Genomic DNA, 26,171 nt, shown 5'->3' on the forward strand with positions numbered 1-26,171 from the left:
GTGCAACAAATTTAAAGGCCTGTGTTCACAACGAACACAGGCCTTTTTTCGTTTTATGGGATGAGGAAACATAAAAAATGCGAGTATTAAAATTTGGTGGGTCGTCACTTGCTGACTTTGCCTGCCTACAACAGGTAGCACAGTTAGTTAAAGCACAATTAAAAGACGAAATGTTATTGGTGCTATCGGCTCCAGGTGGCATGACCGATTCATTGGTTGCACTGGCAAGCGCTGCTGAACAAGGACTTGATTATGATACACAGTGGCACGCATTAATTGAGCGTTGCCAAAGCTTAAAAGCAGCCGTTGAAGCTGAATATGGTAGTGTTCAAAACTGGCCTGATTTAAACGAACTGCAAAATAAGCTAGCGGGTGTCAAACTCATCCAATGTTGTCCAGATCAAGTGCGTGCTTATGTTATTAGTTTTGGTGAGCGCATCAGTGTATCACTGATGCAGTGTCTATTAAGCTCACATAACGCCCACTACCTCGAAGCAACCGATTGTATTGCATCAACTAATGGTCATATTGATGCAGAAGCTGATCTAGTGGCGAGTAAAATTCGTTTTCAAACGGCTTTAAAAGCTAATCCTGCGACTATTTATATTATGCCTGGCTTTACAGCTAGCAACGAACAAGGCCAGCTAACTACACTGGGACGTAATGGCTCAGATTATTCAGCCGCAATTGCCGCAGCGTGTTTAGAAGCTGAAGTATGTCAAATTTGGACTGACGTTGATGGTGTGTACAGTGCTGATCCGCGTTATATCAAAAAAGCCACTAAAGTTGATTTTTTATCATATAAAGAAGCTATGGAGCTTTCTTACTTTGGTGCCAAAGTTCTCCATCCTAAAACAATTCTACCGTGCGCTAAAGCTGGCGTGCCGTGTGAAATTAAAAATACCCATAATCCGGATGCACAAGGATCACTGATCAGTAATGATAATGTGTCATCGGAGCCGGTAAAAGCGTTATCTAGTTTACAAAATCTTGCGATGCTAACGGTTTCAGGCCCCGGCATGAAAGGTAAAGTAGGCATGGCATCAAAAGTTTTTAATGCCCTTGCTCACGATAATGTTTCGATTGTACTGATCACTCAATCGTCATGTGAATTTAGTATCAGCTTCTGTGTCCATGAATCAGATTTGCCATTGGCTCTTGAGGCATTGCAAACTGCGTTTGAGCTTGAATCACAGGCGGGACTAATTGAACCTGTACAAGTGCAGCGTAATTTAGCAATCGTTACTTTAGTGGGTGATAATATGCGCGCTCATAAAGGCTTAGCTGCTAAATTTTTCGCATCACTTGCCCAAGCACAAGTTAACATTGTCGCTATTGCCCAGGATTCAACTGAAAGTGCAATTTCAGCAGTGATTGACGGCGAGCTGTGTAATGATGCTGTAAAAGTGTGTCACGAAAACTTCTTCACTCATATCCCATCAATTGATGTATTTTTATTAGGCTGTGGTTTAGTTGGCCAAGAACTTATTAAGCAGTTAGAGCGTCAGCAAGCATGGCTTGAAAAACGTAATATCAAACTAAACTTGTATGGTGTTGCTAATTCACGTCAATTACATCTTGATAGCGAAGGAATTGCTTTTGACGATTGGCAGCAAAAGTTGGCAGCATCAGAACAACCGTTTGACCTCAAACTGGTTGAACAATTTGTTAGGCAAAATCATTTAATCAATCCAGTGCTGGTTGATTGTACGTCTTCAGATGCTTTAGCGGCTCAGTATGTAGGCTTTTTGAATGCCGGTTTCCACGTTGTGGCTGCAAATAAAAAAGCCAATACAAGTTCATATGCTTATTACCAAGATTTAATTACAGCAACGCAAAAAAATAATCGTAAGTTTTTATACGAAACAAATGTCGGTGCAGGTCTTCCAGTAATCGATAACTTACAGTCACTGTTTGGTGCTGGCGATGAGTTACTTGAATTTAGCGGAATTTTATCCGGTTCATTGTCATATATGTTTGGCGCATTGCAAGATGGTTTATCACTGTCTGAGGCAACCATTAAAGCAAAAGAGAGTGGTTTTACTGAGCCAGATCCACGTGATGATTTATCGGGCACTGATGTCGCGCGTAAGTTATTAATTATTGCCCGCGAAGCAGGTATGAAATTAGAGTTGAGCGATATCGAAGTTGAATCAGTGCTTCCTTCGGGCTTTGCTCAAGGTGATAACGTTGACGAATTCATGGCTAAATTGCCAAGTTTAGATGCTGCGTTTAATGACCGTATTCAAAGTGCTGCAAGTGAAGGCAAAGTGTTGCGTTATGTTGGTACTATCAAACAAGGCCACTGCAAAGTAGGTATTGAAGCGGTAGATGAAAAGCATGCTCTGGCTGTTATTCGTGACGGCGAAAATGCCTTAGCAATTTTGAGTGCATACTATCAACCACGTCCATTTGTTATTCGTGGTTATGGTGCCGGCTCAGCAGTGACTGCGGCCGGGGTATTTGCTGACATTTTAAAAACGTTATCGCGCTAGGAGAGTATAATGATCGAAGTATATGCTCCAGCCTCAATCGGTAATTTTGCAGTTGGTTTTGATGCCTTAGGTGCTGCGCTTGCTCCTATTGATGGCACGTTATTAGGTGATGTTGTTGCGGTAAGTCCTAGCGAGCGTGATGAATTTATATGCTCTGGCGATTACGCAGATAAACTGCCAAGCGATGCCAGTGAAAATTTAGCGTATCAGTGTTTAGTGCATTTTCGTGAACATGTAGCGCCAACCATGCCAAGCGTTAAACTGGAATTAAAAAAGAACTTACCAATTGGCTCGGGTCTTGGTTCAAGTGCTTGCTCTGTAGTAGCCACATTTGCGGCGCTGGATCAGTTTGCAGGTACTGCACTGAGCCAAGTGCAGTTAATTGAATTAATGGCTGATTTTGAAGCGATTGTCAGTGGCGGTCGTCATTACGACAATATCACTCCGTGTTACTTGGGTGGTTTGCAGCTTACTGGTGATTTAATTCCAAATAAATCAATTGCTTTACCGGTTGATGAGCGTTGGTATTACGTAGCGGCTTTTCCTGGTTTTTCACTTAATACCGCTAAAGCGCGCTCAGTGTTACCAAAACAGCTAAGTATGCATGCGAGCGTTGAATTTGCGCAGCGCTTATCAGCGTTTAGTACTTTATTGTTAACTAGCCGATTTGATGAAGCACTCTCCATCATGAGTGATGAAATAGCGGAGCCGCATCGTGCGCCACTGATCAACGGTTTTAGTGAAGCTAAAGCGGCGCTGCCAGAGTTTGGTGCTGAGATTGTCAGTATCTCAGGTGCTGGTCCTACATTATTTACCGTGTGCAAAACGCTTGAAGCTGCACAGCAATGCGCACAGTGGCTTGAACAAAACTATATTAATGAGCAAGGCTTCTGCCACATTTGTAAACTCGATAACGCCGGCACGCGTCAGCTATAAGAATTTAAGGAACTAATAATGCAATTACATAATTTAAAAGATGATTCTCAAAAAGTGTCGTTTGTTGAAGCGGTTAAAACAGGTTTAGGACGTAATCAAGGGGTATTTTTCCCTGAATCGCTCGCGCCTTTAGCTGATGTTGATAGTTTACTCGATATGGACTTTGTTACTCGTAGCAGTAAGATTTTATCGCATTTGATTGGTGATGAATTACCTGCTGATACGGTTGCACAAATGGTGCAAAATGCCTTTAACTTTCCTGTTAAATTAGTTGAAGTTGAAGACAATATTTATTGTTTAGAGTTGTTCCATGGGCCAACGCTTGCATTCAAAGACTTTGGCGGTCGCTTTATGGCTGAGTGCTTGGCACAATTTAGCCAAGGTGAAAAAACCACAATACTCACAGCAACCTCAGGGGACACTGGGGCAGCAGTTGCGCATGCGTTCTATAACAAGCCAAATATTGATGTGGTTATCCTGTATCCAAAAGGTAAAATCTCATTAGCACAGCAAAAATTGTTTACTACTTTGGGTAATAATATCCATTGCTACGCTGTAGATGGTAGCTTTGATGATTGCCAAGCGATGGTTAAAAATGCCTTTTTAGATGATGAAGTTAAATCTCGCTTAGGTTTAAATTCAGCTAATTCTATCAATATAAGTCGCCTTGTTGCACAAGTATGTTATTACTTTGAAGCAATAGCGCAATTACCAAAAGAGCAGCGCGCCAAAGCACATATCTCAATACCTAGTGGTAACTTTGGTAATGTATGTGCGGCGATGATCGGTGCGGTGATTGGTTTACCGGTCGCTAAACTTAGCGCTACAACCAATCAAAATGACACTGTACCGCGCTTTATCCTTGATAAAAACTGGGCGCCTAATGCCACAATCGAGTCATTGTCTAATGCCATGGATGTGAGTAAACCTAATAATTGGCCACGTGTACAAACCATGCTTGATAACAAATGGTTTAGTTATGATGATTTTTATTCAACTAGTGTTGATGAAAATGATACCCAAGCAGTGATGAAAAAAATTCATCAAACAGGCTATGTTGCTGAACCACATACAGCGATTGCTTATCAGGGCCTAAAAGCTAACTTAGCAACTGATTCTGCTGGTGTTTTTCTGGCAACAGCGCATCCGGCTAAGTTTAAAGAAAGTGTTGAAGAGATTTTAAATATTGAACTTGAAATGCCAAAACCACTAGCTGATGCATTAGCTAAACCATGCTTAGCCGAAGATATCGCAGATGATTACGATATCCTGCGTGAAATATTATTAGCTAAACTAGGTTAGTTTTTACCCGCTCAGTAAAACTAAAAATAAACGGCATATGTGAAAGCAATGTCGTTTTTTATTGCTTTAAATTGTACTTAATAGCAGTAATGGAAAATTAAACTATTGAACGTGAACGGCGGTTTAGCACTCGTAAACAAAAAATTAAAATGGCTATAAGGCAGATCATAATCCCTGCAAGTATAACTAATTCATTCGCTACCCAATGGATTAGGAGTAATCCGCACATAAATAAAATAAATGGTTTAAATTCATAATAATAAAAGTGTTTGTTAACTTTAATGCGATTTACTTTATGATCTTTACGCCGTGAATTTGAGCGTAATCGCCAAATGTTGGCACCATTGAAGAATAAAAAAATACCAATGGCTGTTGGTAAAACAGTACTGAAAAGTAAAATGCAAAGTCCGCCAACAATGACATAACAATAAGGAATTGATTCGTAGATAGGTTTAGATAGCATAGTAAATTAGTTCATCATCCATGATTACATTGGTATCATAATAGTGTAAACAATCGCGAATGCAACAGATTAAGGTATAAATAATGTAAATGTTATTTGCTTTTATTCATTAAAATTTCTGATGCTTTAATAAAAAAATATCATTACAAAAACACTGTGAATTAAATTCAATCCCTGTTTAAATATGTTCATCTTTACACCATAGGCAAATTGACGTTTTCAGCGTATAATTCAGCCTTCAAAATACCATACACGTTGCCCTAGGAGCCCCCATGTTAGAACGTAGCATGAATATTTCGGATTTCGATCCAGAGTTATTTGAAGCAATCACTAAAGAGACTGCTCGCCAAGAAGAACACATCGAGCTTATCGCATCTGAGAACTACTGTAGCCCACGCGTACTAGAAGCGCAGGGTTCACAGCTAACAAACAAATATGCTGAAGGTTATCCGGGCAAGCGTTACTACGGTGGTTGTGAGCATGTTGACGTGGTTGAACAACTAGCGATTGACCGTGCAAACGAATTGTTTGGTTCAGATTATGCTAACGTTCAGCCTCACGCAGGTTCACAAGCAAATGCTGCTGTGTTCTTAGCTTTATTAGATGCTGGCGATACAGTGTTAGGTATGAGCTTAGCTCATGGTGGTCACTTAACGCATGGATCACATGTAAGCTTCTCTGGTAAGCTTTATAACGCAATCCAATACGGACTTGACGAAGCGACTGGCGAGATTGATTACGCACAAGTTGAAGCACTTGCACTTGAGCACAAACCAAAAATGATCATCGGTGGTTTCTCAGCATACTCAGGTATTGTTGATTGGGCTAAATTCCGTGAAATCGCTGACAAAGTAGGCGCTTACTTGTTTGTTGATATGGCTCACGTTGCAGGTCTTATTGCTGCTGGTGTTTACCCAAGCCCAGTACCACATGCACACGTTGTTACTACAACTACGCATAAGACATTAGCCGGCCCTCGTGGTGGTTTGATTATTTCTGCTTGTGGCGACGAAGCTATTTATAAAAAGCTTAACAGTGCAGTATTCCCTGGTGGTCAAGGTGGTCCTTTATGTCACATTATCGCTGCCAAAGCAGTGGCATTTAAAGAAGCATTACAACCAGAGTTTAAAGTATACCAAACTCAAGTTGTGAAAAATGCTAAAGCTATGGTTGCAGTAATGCAAGAGCGCGGTTATAAGATCGTATCTGATAAAACAGAAAACCACTTGTTCTTACTTGATCTAATTGATAAAGACATCACTGGTAAAGACGCAGATGCGGCTTTAGGTAATGCTAATATCACCGTAAATAAAAACTCAGTACCAAATGACCCACGTTCACCGTTTGTAACGTCTGGTTTACGTATTGGTTCACCGGCAATCACACGCCGTGGTTTTAAAGAAGCTGAGTCTAAAGAGCTTGCTGGCTGGATCTGTGACGTACTAGACAACATCAACGATGAGTCAGTACAAGCACAAGTAAAAGAGAAAGTTAAAGCAATCTGTAAAAAATTACCTGTTTACGCTTAATTGAGTTACAAACAGTAATTTAGATCACAATAGCTTAGTTTTTTGCTATTATAAAGGCCGCCTAAAAGCGGCCTTTTTTGTTTTTAACGGAAGCTGATACCTATGCATTGTCCATTTTGCACCGCAAAAGATACCAAAGTGATTGACTCGCGTTTAGTGGGAGGTGGCCACCAAGTAAGGCGACGCCGTGAATGCAATGAATGTCATGAACGCTTTACTACCTTTGAAGGCGCAGAACTTGTAATGCCTCGGGTGATCAAACAAGACGGTAGCCGTGAACCTTTCAATGAAGATAAACTCCTTAATGGTCTACACCGCGCATTAGAAAAACGCCCCGTCAGTACCGAGCAAGTTGATGAAGTGGTCAATATTATTAAATCGCAATTACGTGCCACCGGCGAGCGTGAGATTTCCAGTCACCTGATTGGCGAATGCATTATGGAAGCGTTGAAAAAACTCGATAAAGTCGCTTACGTCAGATTTGCATCGGTATACCGTTCATTCGAAGATATTCGTGAATTTGGTGAAGAAATTGCCCGTTTGGGAGAGTGATATGAACCAATATCAGTTTAGCGAACAAGATTTCTCTTATATGACCCGAGCGATTGAGCTTGCCAAACAAGGACGCTTTACTACCACCCCAAACCCAAACGTTGGCTGTGTATTAGTAAAAAATGACGTTATTGTTGGTGAAGGTTTTCATCAAGTTGCCGGCCAAGGCCATGCTGAAGTGAATGCATTAGCAATGGCGGGTAGCCAAGCCTTTGGTGCAACTGCTTATGTCACGCTTGAACCTTGTAGCCATTTTGGTCGCACACCGCCGTGTGCCGAAGGTTTAAAAGCTGCTGGCGTGGTAAAAGTAATTGCTGCTATGGTTGATCCAAACCCGCAGGTAGCCGGTAAAGGTTTAGCTATTTTAGCGGACGCGGGCATTGAGGTTGCGTCAGGTTTGTTAGAACAACAAGCAAGGCTGTTAAACCGTGGCTTTTTAAAGCGCATGGAGCAAGGTATGCCATTTATTACCTGCAAAATGGCCGCAAGCCTTGATGGTAAAACGGCACTTAAAAACGGTCAAAGTAAGTGGATAACGGGCCCTAAGGCTCGCCAAGATGTGCAACTACAGCGCGCACAAAGCTGCGCTATTTTAACCGGCGCGGACACAGTATTAGTTGATAATGCAAAACTCAATGTTCGTGTTGATGAGCTGCCAGAGCCGTTACCAACGCAATTACCTGTACGCCAACCTGTACGTATTATTATTGATTCACAAAATCGTTTAACACCTGAGCTAGCATTATTTAGCATTGCCAGTGAAGTAATTATTCTTACCACTGAACTTGATAAATCACAGCAATGGCCTCATTACGTAAGCCATATTGTAGTACCAGAAAAAAATAATAAAGTTGATTTAGTGGCTGCCATGAAACTTTTAGCGCAGCAACAGTTTAATCATATTTGGTTAGAGGCAGGGGCAACCTTAGCGGGCCAAATGACTGAATGTAATTTAATTGATGAATATATTGTTTATCTGGCGCCGAAGTTGTTAGGGAATGACGGCAAAAGCTTACTAAACTTTACAGAGCTGACAAGTATGCAGGACGTTGTTAATTTATCAATTAATGAGTGTGTGTGTATCGGTGACGATATTCGTATCACGGCGACACCACGCAAAGCCTCATCTAAACCAAATAACTAAAGAGTAACCACTATGTTTACTGGGATCATCGAAGCAACGGGCACTATTAGCGAGTTACAACAAAAGCAAGGCGATTTAGCTATCCGCATTAAAAGTAATAACCTTGATATGGCCGATGTAAATTTAGGCGATAGCATTGCAACTAATGGGGTTTGCTTAACGGTTGTGGCCAAGCACAGTGATGGATTTAGCGCTGACTTATCAAATGAGACTATTAGTTTAACGGGATTTGCTCACTATAAACAAGGGCAAACTGTAAACCTTGAGAAAGCCATGCAGCCAGTATCTCGTTTAGGTGGTCACTTAGTTTCAGGACATGTTGATGGCATCGCGACTATTACCGCAATTACGCCTAATGCGCGTGCCGTTGAGTACTGGTTAAGCACCGATGTACAACTAATGAAATATATTCCTTATAAAGGCTCGGTATGCATTGATGGTATCAGCCTAACAGTAAATGCAGTAGCAGATAATAAATTTAAACTGACAATTGTGCCGCACACTAGTGAGCAAACAACTATTGCTGATTTTAAAGTAGGCACGCAAGTGAACTTAGAAGTAGATCAAATCGCGCGTTATTTAGAGCGTTTGATCAAAGGGGCAGAGCAGCCAGCTAGTTCAGATATTTCAATGAGTTTACTCGCCCAAGCCGGTTTTATTAAATAAACGCACTCCACAACTTACACGAGCAGATTATGAATTTACACAGCGCACAAGAAATTATTGATGACATTAAAGCCGGTAAAATGGTTATTTTAATGGATGATGAAGACAGAGAAAATGAAGGCGATTTAATTATCGCAGCCGAGCACATTAGTGCTGAAGCGATCAATTTTATGGCCACTCATGGTCGTGGTTTAATTTGCCTAACAATGACTCAAGAGCGCTGTGAGCAACTTGATTTACCATTAATGGTAAAAAACAATGGTGCGGCATTTTCGACTAACTTTACGATGTCGATTGAAGCATCGAAAGGTGTGACTACGGGGATTTCTGCTGCTGATCGCGCTCGTACTGTGCAAGCTGCGATTGCCAAAGGTGCTGTACCAAGTGATATCGTTCAACCTGGGCATATCTTTCCTATTATGGCACAACCAGGTGGCGTATTAACGCGTGCCGGTCACACTGAAGCCGGTTGTGATTTAGCCCGCTTAGCCGGTTTAGAGCCTTCATCAGTAATTGTGGAAATTCTTAATGCTGATGGCACCATGGCGCGTCGTCCTGATTTAGAAGTATTTGCTGAGCAACATAATATCAAAATTGGCACTATTGCTGATTTAATTGAATACCGTAACATGAATGAAACCACCATTGAGCAAGTGGCAAAATGTAAGTTGCCAACCGTACATGGTGAGTTTGATTTAGTTACTTATAAAGATACCATTGACGGCCAGTTACATTATGCGCTGTTAAATGGTGAGGTTAAAACTAATGAACCAACCTTAGTACGGGTTCATTTAAAAAGTACCTTCAATGATATTTTGTTATCTGATCGCAGTGCCGATAGAAGCTGGGGCTTGTCAGATGCCATGGCTTATATTGCAAAGCATCAAGGTGTGTTAGTTATTCTAGGTAAGCAAGAATGCACCGAAGAACTAGAAGCGACAGTCAAAGCGTTTGCTGCAGAAGATGCTGGTGAGACGGTAGCGCATCGTAAATTCCAAGGTACTTCACGCACCGTAGGCGTAGGGTCACAAATTTTAGCTGACTTGGGCATTGAAAAAATGCGTTTGATGAGCTTGCCTAAAAAGTATCATGCGTTATCGGGCTTTCACTTAGAAGTGGTTGACTACGTAGAGCCACAATAAGCACAACGCTTAAACTAGGCTATTATTTTATTTATATGGTATGATGCGCAGCAATTTTTGCGCAATCGCAACCGCTTGAACTTATTTTTTAGGGTTATCGAATGAAAATTATTGAAGGTAATAAATACGCTCCTGGCAAGAAATTCGCTATCGTTATTTCTCGTTTTAATGACTTTATTGGTAGCAGCCTATTAGCTGGTGCTGTTGATGAATTAAAACGTACTGGTGGTGTATCTGATGATGATATTACCGTAGTTTATGTACCAGGTGCGGTAGAATTACCTTTAGCGGCGAAACGCGTTGCAGCAAAAAAAGAGTATGATGCAATCATCGCTTTAGGCGTTGTGATCAGAGGTGGTACACCACATTTTGATCTTGTCGCTGGCGAATCAAATAAAGGCTTAGCGCAAGTGTCGCTTGAGTATGATATCCCGATTGCATTTGGCGTATTAACCACTGAAAGCATTGAGCAAGCGATTGAACGCGCTGGCACTAAGATGGGCAACAAAGGCGGCGAAGCTGCTTTAGGCGCACTTGAAATGGTTAATGTGTTAGATAAAATTTAAGTTTAAGGAATTTTTGTGAAACCAGCAGCAAGACGTAAAGCACGTATCTTAGCACTTCAAGCCGTTTATTCTTGGCAATTAAGTGGCAATGCCATTGCCGATATCGAACAACAAATGTTGATCGAAAACGATGTGACTAAAATTGATGTTGAATACTTTAAAGATCTTTCGCGTGGTGTTGCTATAAATCATAAGCAACTAGACGAAGCAGTATCGCCACATTTAACTCGTCCATTTAACGAGTTAGACCAAGTTGAACGCGCTATTTTACGTTTAAGCAGCTATGAGCTGAAATTCCGTGAAGATGTACCTTATAAGGTTGCTATCAACGAAGGTATTGAGCTTGCTAAGATATTTGGCGCTGAAGACAGCCATAAATTTGTTAATGGTGTACTTGATAAAGCGGTAAAGCATTTACGTAAGTAATGCGACCGTAAAAGGAGAGCCGGCATAGGCCGGCTTTTTTGTGTATGAAGGAATTTGAATTAATAAATCGCTACTTTAAAGGTCGTGGCATAACTCGTCGCGATGTTAATTTAGGGATTGGTGACGATTGTGCATTGGTTACTGTTCCTGAAAATTGTCAGTTAGCGATTACCACCGATACACTGGTAGCAGGCGTACATTTTTTTGATGACATCGATCCGCGTGCATTAGGCCATCGTGCTCTTGCCGTAAACTTAAGTGATTTAGCTGCTATGGGGGCTGAGCCTACGTGGGTTTCGGTTGCTTTAACGTTGCCAAATATTGATGTTGAGTGGCTGGAAGAATTCACCGAAGGCATGCATGAAATCGCAGAGTATTTTAATGTGCAAATCATTGGTGGCGATACCACGCAAGGGCCGTTAACAATTACTATTTGTGCTAAAGGTACAGTGCCTGCAGGTAAAGCACTGCGCCGAAGCGGTGCTAAAGTAGGTGACTGGGTTTATGTTACAGGGCCGCTAGGTGATGCCGGGCTTGCGATTGAAGCTCGTAAGCAAGATATTAAGATTGCTCCAGAGCACTTAAGGTACGTTAATCAACGATTTGATTACCCAACTCCGCGTGTTGCTGCGGGGCAAGTATTACGCGGTTTAGCATCATCAGCGATTGATATCTCAGATGGTCTATTGGCAGATCTTGGACATATTTTAGCTCTGTCGCAAGTTAGCGCTTGTATTGATGTGAATAAAATACCAACCTCGGATGCATTGCGTGCTACTTTAGAACGAGATCAACAACTGCCGTTTATCCTCAATTATGGCGATGACTATGAGTTGTTATTTACGGTACCTGATAGCAATAAAAGTATGCTGGAAATGAAATTGCGCCAGTATGGTGTAGATGCAGCCTGCATTGGACAAATAAAAAGTGGTGAAGGCGAAGTTGAGCTGATGCTCGATGGCGAAAAATTAGCATATGATGATGCTGGTTTTGAACACTTCACCAAGGAGTCGGTTTGAATAAACCTGCATTATTTAATTTAAAGCGCCCTCATCAATTTTTTGGTTTGGGCTTTGGTTTAGGGTTAGCGCCTAAAGCGCCGGGTACGTTTGGTACCTTTGCTGCGCTACCGTTTATTTTTACTACTATGTATTTCCCGCTGTGGTTACAAATTGTATTTGCGGTGGTTATTAGTATTTTTGGTATATGGGCATGTGGCAAAACCGCTGATGATCTGGGCGTACATGATCATCCCGCGATTGTATGGGATGAAGTTGCCGGATTTTACATTACCATGATCGGAGCTGCATTAAGTTGGCAGTCTTTGTTAGTGGGTTTTTTGTTATTTCGTTTTTTTGATATCGCTAAACCAGGTCCTATTCGCTTTCTTGATAAGCGGGTTCATGGTGGTGTAGGTATTATGGCGGATGATGTTTTAGCTGGTATATTTTCTTTAATTTGTGTTCAGGCATTGTTTAAAATGGGTTATTTGCCCTTTTAACCTTAGTTTTGCAACGAGGTATTGACGTTATGATGCGATTTTTATTGGTTATTATTGTGCTGTTCTGCAGTATGCCAAGTAAGGCGTCAATTACCGACTATGTTGTAAAACAATGGAATATGCAAAATGGCTTACCATCGCAGTCACTTAAAAGTGTCGTGCAAGATAAGCAAGGCTATATGTGGCTGGGAACTCAGTTTGGCCTCAGTCGCTTTGATGGCAATACATTCACTAATTACAATACCTTAAATAGTAATTTTTTACCCAGTAACGGCATTAATAAATTACTTGTCGATAGCGAAGGCTATTTATGGATTGGTACTAAAGATGGTATTGTGGTCATCGATCCCACCACTATGGCAGCGCAAGAGTTTAGTGTAAAAGGCCCTGTACGCGATGTTATCGAAGATGCGAAAGGCAGTATTTGGATAGCAGCGAATGGCCTGTACTTTGTATCTCGCAATCAGATCAATGTCAGCGCAGTGCATGACTTACTAGTCCCTGTGATGAGTGCCAGTTCAGTAAAGCAGATTGTTGGTACTGTCAGTCAGCTGGCATTATCGCCAGAAGGGATCTGGCTGGTGAATGAACGATACTTGCTACGGTTAACTAATTCCTCCTCTGATTTTGCAAAGTTACGCTTAGAACTAACTGCTAAGGTATCGATACCTGAGCGTTTAGCACAAACGATTATTCACGATTTAGCATGGCTGGAAGGAAACTTATATTTAGCGTCAGAGCTCGGTGCTTACTTTTTAGATTTAGATGACGAGTTAAGGCCTTTTCCACTTCCCAATGCGAATAACTCAGCGGTTTATAAATTTATGAGTGACTCAAATGGAGCACTGTGGATTTCGACCTATGGGCGCTTACTGTTTCGAGACAACTCCGGCGATTGGCAATGGGTTGAGCCGAGCCAACTTGACCAAAGTATTTGGTTTGCTGATTTATATCGCGATAATGATAATAATATTTGGCTTGCGAGTTTTAGTGAAGGATTATGGCTTGCGCACGAAGGCAGAATAGAACGTCACTCAGCTATATCACAAATGACCGAAGCGGTTATGGCCATTAGCCAAGCGCCCGATGGGAGATTGTGGGTCGCTAACCGCAGTGGTGTAGGCTACTTTGATTTAGATAAAAACTTTATCAATCAAATCCCAAGTAATCAATACGGACGTGCAGCCGTGCATGATTTACAGTTTGATGGCTCACGGTTATATATCGCCACTGGGCGTGGTGTGTATATTTATGAAAACAACACCTTGTTCACTGTCCCTGGACGCGCTTTAAAAGATAACCCGGTGTTTGCGATTAGTCGCTCCAGCAAAGGAGGCTTTTGGCTTGGTACTGGCCGGGGTATGTATCGGCTTAGTTACGGTGGTTTAACCCCATTTGCTTATAACGCATTTTTAGGCAGTAAGTTTATTACTTATGTCGTTGATGAAGCTAATTTTGGTTTAATTGGCACTAGCAAAGGCGCTTACTACTTTACTGATCGTGGTATTGAAAAAATTGGCGATCAAACGAGTCTTGAAAGTGCTTATGTTACAAGCATCTTAAACATTGATGGAGTTGGTATATTAATCGGCTCATTAAATGATGGTTTATTTTATCGAAGCACACAAGGGCATTGGCGTCAGTTAGATGCTACCAATGGCTTACCTTACGGTTCTATTTTTAGTTTACGTTATGATGAAAAGCTCAAGCGCATATGGGTTAGTACCATGAAAGGTGTCTACCGAATGCCGGTTGAGCAGTTTAGTAACGATATTGAAAGCTTAAAAGTAGAGCAGGTTATTTCGTCATACGATCGTCAACTAGACGGTAAGGCCAGCCAGTGTTGTACCGGCCTTGGCCATGATGCTGTGGCGGAGTTAGGCAATTCAATGTGGTATCCGAGCCTACAGGGGGTCGTGGAGATCCCTAAAGATATTGAGCTGTTTGGCGTTAAACCATTACAGCCAAAGGTTGAGAGTTTAAATACTGGGATACGTAAACTTGCAACAGCTGCATTAGGGCGTAATCCTGAATTAGAAATCGATGAGCGTGATATCACCCTTAAATACACTGCGATAGACTATTATGCACCGACCAGTATTGAGTTTCGCTATCGTTTAACTGGTTTAGACAGCGATTGGCGTTATGCTAATACCCGCCGTGAAGCTATTTATACCAATTTACCGCCTGGTGCATTTTTGTTTCAACTTGAGGCTAAACGACAAGGTGAAGGTTGGCAAAAAGCGCAAAGTACGGAATATTCATTTGTAGTACCAAGACGGTTTGATGAAACAATTTATTTTCGGCTGTTGATCACTGGTAGTTTTATTTTATTATTTTATTTAGTGTTTTGGGTATTTAGAAAGCAAGAACGCCGTAAGCAAACCGCGCTTGAAAGTTTAATCACAGAACGCACCGGGGAGCTGCGCCAAGCTAATGATAAGCTTAATCAAGTTAACTCTCAGCTAAAGCTTATGAGTCACTCTGATGAACTTACTGGGCTGAGAAGCCGCCGCTTCTTATTTGATCAACTACCAAAAGATATAGAGCACTTCCAGCGTAACTCACAATCATTACAAGCGCAGGGGAAATCCTTGGTGTTGCTAATCATTAATTTTGATAATTTTAGCCGCATTAATGACGCTTATGGACCGATTGGTGGTGATAGTTGTTTGCAGCAAATGGCTGCATTGCTTAACTCTCGTACGCAGGGATCCGATTATGTTGCCCGTTGGAGTGGTGATGAATTCTTGTTACTGCTACGTGACTTTAAACGCACTGCAATCGACAGTTATGTTGCACAGCTGTGTAAAGTAATTGCTGATCACACATTTAAGTTGCCCAGTGGTGACAGTATAAACTTGACTGCATCGATTGGCTTTTCATTTTACCCATTACCATTATTAGGTGGTCAGGTTATTGGTTGGGAAACCTCTGTCAACTTAGCGGATATCGCGCTACATCAAGTTAAAAAGCGCGGTGGCGATGGTATTGCAAACATCACCTTTGATGAACAGTTAGATGCCTTTGAATTTGAGCAAACCAATAATGTTGAGCAACAACTGAGCGTATTACAAGCCAATGGTTTAGCAGATATCAAAGTGTGGATGCGCTAGCTCTAATCACGTGAGAATAAAAAAGGAGCCAGCGGCTCCTTTTTTTATTAAATAGGATGTTAGCTTATAAAGGCTTTGATTGAGGTTAAGATACCTTGTTCACCTAAGCCCATTTCATCATGCATTTGTTCTTGTGTTCCATGCTTGATGAACTCATCAGGAATACCTAAATTAAGGATGCTTACTTTTGCTTTTATAGCTGCTAAATATTCATTAACAGCAGAGCCTGCACCACCAACAATCGCGTTATCTTCAAGGGTTACAATGACGTCATGATCGGCTAATAAAGTGTCGATTAGTGCGCTATCAAGAGGTTTAACAAAACGCATATCAACGAGGCTAGCATTTAATTCATTGACTGCCAGTTGAGCGTTTTCAAGTAAAGTACCAAAGGATAAAACTGCGATTTTAGCGCCTTGTTTAATCACACGACCTTTACCAATTTCAAGCTCAGTCATTTGCTCGCAGATTTCAGTTGTGCCAGCACTACCACGAGGATAACGAACTGCAACAGGGCTGTTACAACGATAACCAGTGTACAGCATTTGACGACATTCATTAGTATCACTCGGTGCCATGATAATCATATTGGGGATACAACGGATAAAGCTTAAATCGTATGCGCCTTGATGAGTTTCGCCATCAGCACCAACAATACCAGCACGGTCAATTGCAAATAACACGGGTAAGTTTTGCAGAGCAACATCGTGAATAAGCTGATCGTAGGCACGTTGTAAAAAGCTTGAATAAATAGCGACAACTGGTTTTAAGCCTTCGCAGGCAAAACCTGCGGCTAAAGTAACCGCGTGTTGCTCGGCAATGGCAACATCAAAATATTGCTCAGGGTATTCTTTTGAAAAACGCACCATGCCTGAACCTTCACGCATAGCTGGGGTGATTGCCATAAGCTTTTCATCTTGACTTGCCATGTCACACAACCAATCGCCAAATACTTTAGAAAAAGTCGCAGCGCCTGGTTTTGATTTTGGTAGGCTGGAAATCGCAGGGTCGAACTTAGGTACGCCGTGATAGCCTATTGGATCTGCTTCTGCTGGTTTATAGCCTTTACCTTTCTGGGTTTTGATATGCAGTAACTGCGGCCCTTTTAGGTTACGCATATTGCGCAGTGTATCAACCAACATGTTTACATCATGACCATCAATTGGGCCAATGTAATTTAAGCCTAACTCTTCAAAAAAGGTGCCTGGGATAACCATGCCTTTTAAGTGCTCTTCCATGCGGCTGGCTAATTCTTTTACTGGTGGCACGCCAGATAGCAGCTTTTTACTACCTTCACGAATGTTAGTGTAAAAACTGCCTGATAAGATACGAGCGAAATGATTAGTTAGTGCACCGACATTTTCAGAAATCGACATTTCGTTATCGTTTAATATGATCAGCATGTCAGATTTAACATCACCTAAGTGATTCATTGCTTCAAACGCCATACCCGCGGTAATCGCACCATCACCAATAACCGCTACTGTTTTTCGTCCTTTGCCTTCTTTTTGCGCCGCAATTGACATGCCTAAAGCAGCAGAGATCGAGGTGCTTGAATGGCCAACACTAAAAGTGTCGTAGTGGCTTTCTTCACGAAATGGAAACGGATGTAAACCGTCTTTTTGGCGGATCGTGTGCATTTTATCACGGCGCCCTGTGAGAATTTTATGTGGGTATGCTTGATGGCCTACATCCCATACTAAGCGATCTTCAGGGGTGTTATATACATAATGAAGCGCTACAGTAAGCTCAACTGTGCCTAAACCTGATGCTAAGTGACCACTACTTTGCGAGACTGAGTTTAGTAAGTAATCACGTAACTCATTACTAAAAGCAGGTAATTTGTCTTGCGCTAAATCACGCAACTGGGCTGGTTCGTCAACCAAACCTAATAATGGATACTTGCTACTATCAAGTGTCATGATTTTTAATACATCCTTCGCTAACCAGAGGTCATTATAGCGTAATATTACTCTGATTCTTTAGTTATTTTGTACATCATTACTTGCTCAAGCTAGAGCCTAGAATTAATAATCGCGTTCAACAATGTATTTTGCCAAGTTTTCTAGCTCAGAAGTGTCAGCATCTATTGCTGCTAACGCATCGAGTGCGCATTTTAGTAATGATTGTGCTTTTTGTTTTGCACCTGTAAGCCCAAGTAGAGCAGGGTAGGTCGCTTTATTTGCTGCAACATCGGAGCCTTGTGGTTTACCTAAGACTTGGGTATCACCTTCGATGTCAAGAATATCGTCTTGCACCTGAAAAGCCAGTCCAATTGCATCACCAAACTGTTTTAATTGTAATAATGTTTGTTGATTTGTATCAGCTGCGCATAATGCACCTAAAGTTATTGCACAATTTAACAAAGCACCTGTTTTTAATTTATGGATACGTTCGAGCTCAGCTAAATTGACTAATTTGTCAGTCGCTGCAATATCCAGTGCTTGACCACCGACCATACCTTCAATACCCGATGCTTTGGCAAGTGCTGCAATCATTTTTAACTGTTGCTGTGCAGGAACGTTAAATGAATGGTTAGCAATTAAATCAAACGCTAATGTTTGCAGCGCATCACCAGCTAAAATAGCATGAGCTTCGCCATAGACAATATGGCAAGTCGGTCTACCACGTCGCAGGTCGTCGTCATCCATCGCGGGTAAATCATCATGAACTAACGAATAACTATGAATACATTCAATAGCAGCAGCCAACACGTCTAAATCTTGTTTATTTGCGCCAAGCATTTTTCCCGTGGCATACACTAAAAATGGCCGTAATCGTTTACCGCCATTTAAAACGCTGTAGTGGGTGGCTTGTTTGATGCTTTGCTCGGTATCGAGCGGTTGCTCAAAATACCGATTGAGAGTGGCTTCAACATCTTGTTGAGCACATTTTATTTGCTCTGTTATTAACACTCGTTATTCCAAATCATTATCAAAGTTAGTAAGTGGTGACTGACTATCACTACCCATTAAAATCGCTACTTTTTGTTCAGCTTGTTGTAACTTACTTGAAGATGCGCCGGCTAAAGCAATACCGCGTTCAAACTGTTTTAATGACTGCTCAAGGGAAAGCTCTCCTTGCTCCATTTCTGTGACGATTAAGGATAATTCATCAAGCGCTTGCTCGAAGCTTAGGTTCTCTGGTTTTTTCGTCGCCATACTGATTTAACTTAGATGATAGAAATGTGAGGCCAATTTTAGGGGGAATGCTAAACTAGGTCAAAGGGTGATGCATTTTTTTTGAATAATTAATTGTTTTCTTGCCACTTTTAATTATTTATACCTTTGCTTAAACCTTGCAGGTTATCAATGGTAGCTTAAAATGCCAAATAGGGTTGAAAACTTTCATTTCATTTTTTTCATTAAATGGTTTAAGTAATTCAATAGATTGCCGATAAGCTGTTAATAATAAAAATTTGTTGCTGGTAGCAACAAAGCATCGATTCCTCTGGAGGGGTAAGTGGATTTAGCAACCATTATAGGTATTCTCGGAGCTATTGGTCTTATTGCTATGTCAATGGTACTAAGTAGTGGCGGCGAAGTGGCTATGTTTTATAACACGCCATCGGTGGTTATTGTTTTCGGTGGTTCGATTTTTATAGTGTTATCAAACTATACGATGAGTCAATTCCTCGGTATCGGTAAAGTCGCGGCTAAAGCCTTCATGTTCAAAATAGAGTCACCTGAAGAGCTTATCGAAAAAGCAGTTGAACTTGCAGACTCGGCCCGTAAAGGCGGATTTTTAGCACTAGAGGAAGCAGAAATACCCAATGCGTTTATGCGTAAAGGGGTTGATATGCTTGTTGACGGTCATGACGCTGATGTTGTTCGTGCCACCTTGCAAAAAGATATTTCTCTTACTTCTACTCGTCATGAATCGGGGGCCGGTTTGTTTAAAGCGCTTGCCGATATTGCGCCTGCGATGGGTATGATCGGTACTTTGATTGGTCTAGTTGCGATGTTGTCTAATATGGATGACCCTAAAGCGATTGGTCCTGCGATGGCGGTAGCGCTTTTAACAACATTATATGGTGCGTTTTTAGCAAACGTGGTGGCAATTCCTATCCAAGTAAAATTGGAATTGCGTAAAGACGAAGAAGCAATGAATCAGCGGCTAATTTTAGATGCGGTATTAGGTATACAAGATGGCCAAAACCCAAAAGTCATCGAAGGTATTTTGAAAAACTACCTAGCTGAATCAAAACGAAAAGTGGATACTGAGGAGTAAGCATGTCAGATCAAGAGTGCAAGTGTCCACCACCCGGGTTACCAGCATGGATGGGTACCTTCGCGGATTTGATGTCACTATTGATGTGCTTCTTTGTACTTTTACTCGCGTTTTCAGAAATGGATGTACTTAAATTTAAACAAATCGCAGGCTCAATGAAGTTTGCCTTTGGTGTACAAAATAAAATAGAAGTAAAAGATATTCCCAAAGGAACATCCGTTATCGCGATGGAGTTCACCCCAGGTAAACCTGAACCTACTCCAATCGAAACCATTCAACAGCAAACTGTCGAAATGACCCAGCAAATGCTTGAGTTTCAGGCTGGTGATGAAAGCTCAGCTGGCGGTCGTCAAGAGCAACGCGGTAATAAGCGTGGCGGTGAGTCACAAAGTACGGCGCAACAACAAGCATCAGAACAATCTATTTCTGCAGCTGATCAAGAGCAGGTTAATGAGTTAGTTAAAAAGATAGCCCAGCAATTGGAACAACAAATCATGGATGGTGCTGTTGAGTTGGAATCATTAGGTCAGCAAATTATTATTCGTATTCGTGAAAATGGTTCATTTCCATCTGGGAGTGCATTTTTACAACCTAAGTTTAAACCAATTATTCGTGATATAGCTGCGTTACTAAAAGATGTGCCAGGTGAAATTACGGTGTCTGGTCATACTGATGATTTTCAAGTTTCGAATGAGCTGTATACTAATAACTGGGATTTATCATCGAAGCGTGCAGTTGCGGTTGCAACTGAAATGCAAAAAGCACAAGGCTTTGATAAAACCAGAATGGTTGTTGTCGGTCATGCCGAAACTCGACCACTTGTTCCAAATGATTCTGATGCGGATAGACGACGAAATCGCCGCGTGGAAATTTCAATAATGCAAGGCAAGGCTAAGGAATCAGATCCGATAGATGTGCGTTAAGATGCTTGGCAAAGTACCTAATTTAGCTTAAAGTAGTTTTTTAACAAGTGTAACGGAGTGTCTGATGAAAAACGTTGATAAATATAGCTATATGCCGGGCAATGGTGATGGTGACGATGATAAAAAGCCAGACTAGCTAATGCCTGATTGGTTTATAAGTGCTATATCAATACTAACTAAAAGCTGGGTGTTTATTTTAAGCCCAGCTATTTTTGTTTTTTATCTTCGCAAAGATTGGCTTGCTTTGCGTTTTACCTTAACGACTGCATTATTTTTTTTATATGGAACCTTGATACATAATAGCCTTAGAGAGTTAGATGACCCTTATATTTGGCGTTATGTAGTTTGGGCTTTTAATGATATTGCTTGGATGGCTTTGATTGCTTACTGGGCTATTAAAGATAAAGTGTATCTTTGGCAAAGTGTGATTGGTCAGTTGGTTGTAATTAGTGCGCCTATCTTACAATTATTTAGATTAGTGGATCGCCACCTTTGGGATTTATCGTATAGCACTATGCTATATAAAACGTTATTACCGTTAATCAATATTGGCACTGTCGTAGTGTGCTACCTTCCTCTGTTGTATTTATTTATGCGAAAAAATCGCAGTCTAAAGAGCTAATCATTAACTATTTGTAGATTAAATTACGTGTGCTAAACTACTGTGTAAATAACCAGTTGTTGATAGTGCCCTATGAAACTTTATATAGCCGAGAAGCCATCTTTAGGTCGTGCCATTGCTGATGCGCTACCAAAGCCTCATAAAAAACATGATGGCTATATTGAAGTGGCTAATGGCGATTGTGTTTCTTGGTGTATAGGTCACTTGCTCGAGCAAGCAGAGCCTGATGATTATAATGAGCAATATAAAAAATGGCGCTTTGATGACTTACCGATTATCCCACAGCAATGGCAGTTAAAAGCAAAATCTAAAACTCGTAAGCAACTTACGGTACTTAAAAAGTTAATCAAACAAGCTGATCAACTTGTTCATGCTGGTGATCCAGACAGAGAAGGGCAATTACTTGTTGATGAGGTGATTGAGCAAGTTAAACTTAGCCAAGCCAAAAAACAGCAAATTCAACGTTTATTGATCAGTGATTTGAATGTTAGCGCGGTTAAAAAGTCGCTGCAAAACGTTCGCTCTAACCGTGAATTTATTCCACTTAGTGTATCTGCTTTGGCGCGTTCGCGAGCTGATTGGCTGTTTGGTATGAATTTAACGCGCGCCTATACGCTTGCAGGTCAAAAAGCAGGGTTTGGTAATGTATTATCAGTAGGGCGTGTACAAACACCGATATTAGGATTGGTTGTCCAGCGTGATAACGAGATTGCTAATTTTGTGCCAAAACCTTTTTATGAAGTATTAGCTCATTTAAGTACCGAAAATAAAGAGCCGTTTACAGCAAAGTGGCAACCAAGCAAAGCGTGTGAACCTTATCAAGATGAAGAGGGGCGAGTGCTCCATCGAGGCCTTGCTGAGAATGTTGCGTCGCGAATTTCTAATCAATCAGGTGAAGTTACTGCGCTTGAACAAAAGCAGAAAAAGCAACAAGCACCTTTGCCGTATAATTTGTCAGCGTTACAAATTGATGCTGCGAAAGCTTTTTCAATGCCTGCACAAAAGGTATTGGATATTTGTCAAAATTTATATGAGCGTCACAAGCTAATTACCTATCCACGTTCAGACAATCGTTACTTGCCCAAAGATCATCACCAAGAAGCAGCCAGTATAATAAAGGCAATTGCCATCAATGGCGGGCAAAATGACACTCATTGCCAAGGCGCAGATGTGAGTAAACGCAGTAAGTGTTTTAACGATGCTAAGGTGGCTGCGCATCACGCCATTATTCCTACCGCTAAGCAGCAAAAGTCAGCAAGTTTGAGCGTTGAAGAAGGTAAAGTGTATGGTCTTATTAGCCGTCATTATCTGATCCAGTTTTATCCAGACTACATTTACAATGAAACAAAGGCTGAAATAACAATTAATGGTGGTATCTTTAAAGCCAACGCAAAACAAGATGTAAGTTTAGGCTTTAAAGCGTTAATGGGAAAAACCGCATTAAAAGATGAGCAGATATTGCCGCCATTAATTAAAGGGCAACAGTTGCAGTGTGAACGCGGTGAAGTAATTGATAAAATGACCAGCCCGCCAGCTCATTTCAATGATGCAACGCTGCTTAGTGCAATGACAGGTATTAGTCGGTACGTTAAAGATCCAGAAATCAAAAAAATACTCAAAGAAACAGACGGCTTAGGAACCGAAGCAACCAGAGCGGGTATTTTAGAGTTATTATTTAGAAGACAATTTTTAAGACGTCAAGGTAAACTCATTTTAGCAACCGATACAGGTAAAGCATTGATCAGTGCGTTACCGCATGGTTTAGCCAGCCCAGACCTAACCGCAAAATGGGAAGCATCGTTGGGCGACATAGCAGAACAACAAATGAGTTATCAACAATTTTTAAATCCTTTATTAGTGGATTTAGCGGCTTTTGTGGAACTTGCCAAAAATTGTGATAGCAACGTATTTGCACAATTACCAAAAACGCCGCAAAAGCGGCGTTTTACAAGAAAAACTAAACCAAAAACAAAATCGGCTTAGTCATCCATTGCTAAGATTATTGATTAAACAAAGCCACCGCAGCGTTACTCATCGCAGTGATACCTGTGGGGATTGCAACTTTATAGTCAGGTGCAAATTTACTTGAATGTAGTGAAGGTAAAGTTGCCCCTGATGTTTGTGCCGCTTGATATTGAGCTTGCTCTACACCACCTAACCAAAATAAGGTGATAGGGATGTTTTTATCTGTGCGGCCATATAAACCAAAATCTTCCCCTGCCATAACCGCTTCGGTTTCAAGCACATTACTTTGTCCAATCGCCGAGCTAATCGCACTACGTACAATATTAGTTTGTGCAGGGTCGTTATATGTAGATGGGATTGACTCATCTTCATGTACATAAACCACTGGTATTAAGCTTTCATCCAATCCTGCACTTAATGCAATGCCTTTAGTTATACGTTTTATAGCTGCAATTTGTTGCTCGCGAATTTTAGGATTATAACTTCTAAGTGTCAGCTGTAGCTTTACTTCATTCGAAATTACATTATGTTTAGCTCCACCGTGAATTGAACCCACTGTGATTACTGAGGGTTCAAGAGGTGATAATTCGCGACTGGTAATTGTTTGCAGTGCCAACACGATCCGTGATGCGATAACAACAGGGTCAATAGTCATATGCGGGTAAGCACCATGACCACCTTTACCTTTAACCGTAATATCTACTGAATCCACACTGGCCATGGTGTACTCATTTTTCATACTGACTTGTCCTGCAGGAACACTCGCACTAACATGCAAAGCGATAACGTGATCAGGAGTAGGATATTTACTAAATAAACCTTCTTTGAGCATCGCTTTTGCACCGCCTCCCACCTCTTCTGCAGGTTGTGCCACCATCATTAAGGTTCCTTGCCATGCATCTTTATGTAGCATTAATTGTTGCGCAGTACCAATAAATGAACTCATATGAATATCATGACCACATCCGTGCATCACACCAACGTTTGCTCCTTCATCATTCATAACAGTGACTGTTGAAGCATATGATTTACCAGTTTGTTCTATGATTGGTAAGCCGTCTGTATCAGTACGGATCATTATTGTCGGGCCATCACCATTTTTATATAAGGCTACTACACCAAAGCCACCCACATTGTCGGTCACCTCATAGCCAAGCGCACGTAATTTGGTGGCAAGCTTTTCTCCCGTTTCTTGCTCATGGTATGAAAGTTCTGGGGACTGGTGTAAATCTAAGTAAAACTTTTCAATGGCAGGCATCGTTTTATCTAACTTCAGCTCCAAGGTTGTTGAGCTTGCTAATGGACTAAGCAGTATAAGTGCAGCGTATAGACTATGAAATTTCATAAAAGACCTTTTTGATTTATGGCTTGTGATTCTGGGCTTGTAATTATTATGTTTGCCTCCATATAAAACCCTAAATAGTCTGATATGGCAATCAATAGCAATGAATAATATGGTAAATGTTAATCCGCAAAATCTTCAACAAGTGCTGGGTGAAACATCACAACAAAAACTAGTCCTGTTAAGTTTCTTTTCAGCACAAAGTCCAGAGTGTCAATCTCAAGCAGCTATTTTACAGACAATAGCCAAAGATTATGGTGACTATATATTAGTTGCCACATTAGATTGTGATTTAGAGCAAGCACTCGCAGCACAACTAGCACAGCAAGTTGGACTACAAACATTACCAACCTTAGTGCTATTAAAAGATTCAGCACCTGTTGATGTATTAGCCGGTGCACAAGCTGAAACTCAAATCAGAGAAGCGTTAAGTAAACATTTACCGCAGCCTCATGAAATGTTGTTAGAACAAGCCAAGCAAGCACTGATCGCTCAGGATTTAAATCAAGCGTTTAATTTTGCCAAGCAGGCTTACGAATTAGACAATACAAATGCGCGTATAAAATTAGTATTGGCAGATATATGCATTCAAATTCATAAACTGGATGACGCGCAAGCTTTGTTAGCTTCAGTAAATGAAAATGAGCAAGATGCATACTTTACAAATATTCAAGCAAAGTGCGCACAAGCACTTCAAGCACAAGAATCGCCAGAGCTAAAAGCATTACAAGCGAAAGTTGAAAAGTATCCTAACGATCTTGAATTAAAAGTTGAACTAAGTGCAGCATACGACCAAGCAGGCAAAAAAGAGCAAGCGTTAGAGTTACTATTTACAGTGTTGAAAAAAGATTTGAATTTTGCCGATGCCAAGGTAAGTTATTTAGCTATTATTGCCTCTTTACCGGATGGTGATAGTTTAGCGGCTAAATATAGAAGAAAGCTTTACAGTATCCTCTATTAACAAGTTTTTATTTTGTTTTATGGAAAGCGCCGAAGTTAATGGCGCTTTTTTTATGCCAAAAACTTGCGAAATATCGATAATAGATAATACTGAAGATCCTTTTAGGGAAAAGTCGTTGTTATTTTGTACAGTTGACTAGGGGTTTTAGTGTGTTTAGCGCGTAAATTGAACGAACAGCACTTTATTTCAAGTTTTCTTTAAAAAACGCTTGCGTAAAATTCGCCGCGCCCTATAATGCGACCCCACTGAGACGGCAGACAGCAACGCTTAGCGAGGCAAGAGTTAATCAG

Annotated in this window: 22 protein-coding genes; 18 read left to right on the forward strand and 4 right to left on the reverse strand. The window is 41.0% G+C overall.

Annotated elements, in window-relative coordinates; all coding sequences use genetic code 11:
• Positions 1 to 77 precede the first annotated feature (77 nt).
• The 13 genes from thrA to H5163_RS05680 all read left to right on the forward strand — a co-directional run bounded on the left by thrA (position 78) and on the right by H5163_RS05680 (position 15,838).
• The gene (thrA, locus tag H5163_RS05620) at positions 78 to 2,495 is read left to right on the forward strand and encodes a bifunctional aspartate kinase/homoserine dehydrogenase I (RefSeq protein WP_182734632.1); all 2,418 of its coding nucleotides are present in this window, start codon (positions 78 to 80) and stop codon (positions 2,493 to 2,495) included.
• Positions 2,496 to 2,504: 9 nt separating this feature from the next.
• Complete coding sequence (thrB, locus tag H5163_RS05625) at positions 2,505 to 3,431, forward strand: homoserine kinase (RefSeq protein ID WP_182734633.1); 927 nt, start codon at positions 2,505 to 2,507, stop codon at positions 3,429 to 3,431.
• An 18-nt stretch (positions 3,432 to 3,449) separates the two neighbouring features.
• Positions 3,450 to 4,733, forward strand: a complete 1,284-nt coding sequence (gene thrC, locus H5163_RS05630) for a threonine synthase (RefSeq protein ID WP_182734634.1) — start codon at positions 3,450 to 3,452, stop codon at positions 4,731 to 4,733.
• Positions 4,734 to 5,468: 735 nt separating this feature from the next.
• Complete coding sequence (gene glyA / locus H5163_RS05635; protein ID WP_145241140.1) at positions 5,469 to 6,725, forward strand: serine hydroxymethyltransferase; 1,257 nt, start codon at positions 5,469 to 5,471, stop codon at positions 6,723 to 6,725.
• 102 nt (positions 6,726 to 6,827) lie between these two features.
• Entirely contained in the window at positions 6,828 to 7,277 is a 450-nt protein-coding gene (gene nrdR / locus H5163_RS05640; RefSeq protein WP_016708083.1) for a transcriptional regulator NrdR, read from the forward strand.
• Between the two features lies 1 nt (position 7,278).
• Positions 7,279 to 8,421 carry a bifunctional diaminohydroxyphosphoribosylaminopyrimidine deaminase/5-amino-6-(5-phosphoribosylamino)uracil reductase RibD gene (gene ribD, locus H5163_RS05645; RefSeq protein ID WP_145241138.1) on the forward strand — a complete coding sequence of 381 codons (1,143 nt, stop codon included), beginning with the start codon at positions 7,279 to 7,281 and terminating at the stop codon, positions 8,419 to 8,421.
• A gap of 12 nt (positions 8,422 to 8,433) precedes the next feature.
• Entirely contained in the window at positions 8,434 to 9,087 is a 654-nt protein-coding gene (locus H5163_RS05650) for a riboflavin synthase (RefSeq protein ID WP_145241136.1), read from the forward strand.
• A gap of 29 nt (positions 9,088 to 9,116) precedes the next feature.
• On the forward strand, positions 9,117 to 10,229 hold the full coding sequence (gene ribBA / locus H5163_RS05655; protein ID WP_145241135.1) for a bifunctional 3,4-dihydroxy-2-butanone-4-phosphate synthase/GTP cyclohydrolase II: 1,113 nt from the start codon (positions 9,117 to 9,119) through the stop codon (positions 10,227 to 10,229).
• A 101-nt stretch (positions 10,230 to 10,330) separates the two neighbouring features.
• Positions 10,331 to 10,795, forward strand: a complete 465-nt coding sequence (ribE, locus tag H5163_RS05660; RefSeq protein ID WP_145241133.1) for a 6,7-dimethyl-8-ribityllumazine synthase — start codon at positions 10,331 to 10,333, stop codon at positions 10,793 to 10,795.
• 15 nt (positions 10,796 to 10,810) lie between these two features.
• Positions 10,811 to 11,221: a transcription antitermination factor NusB gene (gene nusB, locus H5163_RS05665; protein ID WP_145241131.1), complete on the forward strand. Its 411-nt coding sequence runs from the start codon at positions 10,811 to 10,813 to the stop codon at positions 11,219 to 11,221.
• Positions 11,222 to 11,265: 44 nt separating this feature from the next.
• Complete coding sequence (gene thiL / locus H5163_RS05670; RefSeq protein ID WP_145241129.1) at positions 11,266 to 12,240, forward strand: thiamine-phosphate kinase; 975 nt, start codon at positions 11,266 to 11,268, stop codon at positions 12,238 to 12,240.
• On the forward strand, positions 12,237 to 12,722 hold the full coding sequence (locus H5163_RS05675) for a phosphatidylglycerophosphatase A (RefSeq protein ID WP_145241127.1): 486 nt from the start codon (positions 12,237 to 12,239) through the stop codon (positions 12,720 to 12,722). Before thiL ends, H5163_RS05675 begins: the two co-directional genes overlap by 4 nt.
• Before the next feature lie 29 nt (positions 12,723 to 12,751).
• A complete protein-coding gene (locus H5163_RS05680; RefSeq protein WP_182731835.1) occupies positions 12,752 to 15,838 on the forward strand; it encodes a ligand-binding sensor domain-containing diguanylate cyclase in 3,087 nt (1,028 codons plus the stop codon).
• Between the two features lie 59 nt (positions 15,839 to 15,897).
• Here the strand turns inward: H5163_RS05680 and dxs are convergent, their stop codons facing one another.
• The 3 genes from dxs to H5163_RS05695 form a co-directional block, all read right to left on the reverse strand.
• A complete protein-coding gene (dxs, locus tag H5163_RS05685) occupies positions 15,898 to 17,760 on the reverse strand; it encodes a 1-deoxy-D-xylulose-5-phosphate synthase (RefSeq protein WP_182731836.1) in 1,863 nt (620 codons plus the stop codon).
• 105 nt (positions 17,761 to 17,865) lie between these two features.
• Entirely contained in the window at positions 17,866 to 18,753 is an 888-nt protein-coding gene (gene ispA / locus H5163_RS05690) for a (2E,6E)-farnesyl diphosphate synthase (RefSeq protein WP_145241121.1), read from the reverse strand.
• 3 nt (positions 18,754 to 18,756) lie between these two features.
• Complete coding sequence (locus tag H5163_RS05695) at positions 18,757 to 18,999, reverse strand: exodeoxyribonuclease VII small subunit (protein WP_145241119.1); 243 nt, start codon at positions 18,997 to 18,999, stop codon at positions 18,757 to 18,759.
• Positions 19,000 to 19,300: 301 nt separating this feature from the next.
• Here H5163_RS05695 and pomA point away from each other — a divergent pair, with 301 nt between their 5' ends.
• The 4 genes from pomA to H5163_RS05715 all read left to right on the forward strand — a co-directional run bounded on the left by pomA (position 19,301) and on the right by H5163_RS05715 (position 23,596).
• On the forward strand, positions 19,301 to 20,068 hold the full coding sequence (pomA, locus tag H5163_RS05700; RefSeq protein ID WP_145241117.1) for a flagellar motor protein PomA: 768 nt from the start codon (positions 19,301 to 19,303) through the stop codon (positions 20,066 to 20,068).
• Positions 20,069 to 20,070: 2 nt separating this feature from the next.
• Positions 20,071 to 20,991 (forward strand): flagellar motor protein MotB, encoded by a 921-nt coding sequence (locus tag H5163_RS05705; protein WP_145241115.1) that lies wholly within the window; start codon positions 20,071 to 20,073, stop codon positions 20,989 to 20,991.
• A gap of 139 nt (positions 20,992 to 21,130) precedes the next feature.
• Positions 21,131 to 21,613 (forward strand): hypothetical protein, encoded by a 483-nt coding sequence (locus H5163_RS05710; protein ID WP_182734635.1) that lies wholly within the window; start codon positions 21,131 to 21,133, stop codon positions 21,611 to 21,613.
• 72 nt (positions 21,614 to 21,685) lie between these two features.
• Positions 21,686 to 23,596: a DNA topoisomerase III gene (locus H5163_RS05715; protein ID WP_145241111.1), complete on the forward strand. Its 1,911-nt coding sequence runs from the start codon at positions 21,686 to 21,688 to the stop codon at positions 23,594 to 23,596.
• A 16-nt stretch (positions 23,597 to 23,612) separates the two neighbouring features.
• Here the strand turns inward: H5163_RS05715 and H5163_RS05720 are convergent, their stop codons facing one another.
• The gene (locus H5163_RS05720; RefSeq protein ID WP_182734636.1) at positions 23,613 to 24,923 is read right to left on the reverse strand and encodes a M20 family metallopeptidase; all 1,311 of its coding nucleotides are present in this window, start codon (positions 24,921 to 24,923) and stop codon (positions 23,613 to 23,615) included.
• A gap of 100 nt (positions 24,924 to 25,023) precedes the next feature.
• Between H5163_RS05720 and H5163_RS05725 the strand changes: the two genes are divergently transcribed.
• Complete coding sequence (locus H5163_RS05725) at positions 25,024 to 25,881, forward strand: tetratricopeptide repeat protein (RefSeq protein ID WP_145241107.1); 858 nt, start codon at positions 25,024 to 25,026, stop codon at positions 25,879 to 25,881.
• Positions 25,882 to 26,171: the final 290 nt, after the last annotated feature.

Source organism: Pseudoalteromonas sp. SG44-8, from assembly GCF_014164125.1.
GTDB lineage: Bacteria > Pseudomonadota > Gammaproteobacteria > Enterobacterales > Alteromonadaceae > Pseudoalteromonas > Pseudoalteromonas rhizosphaerae.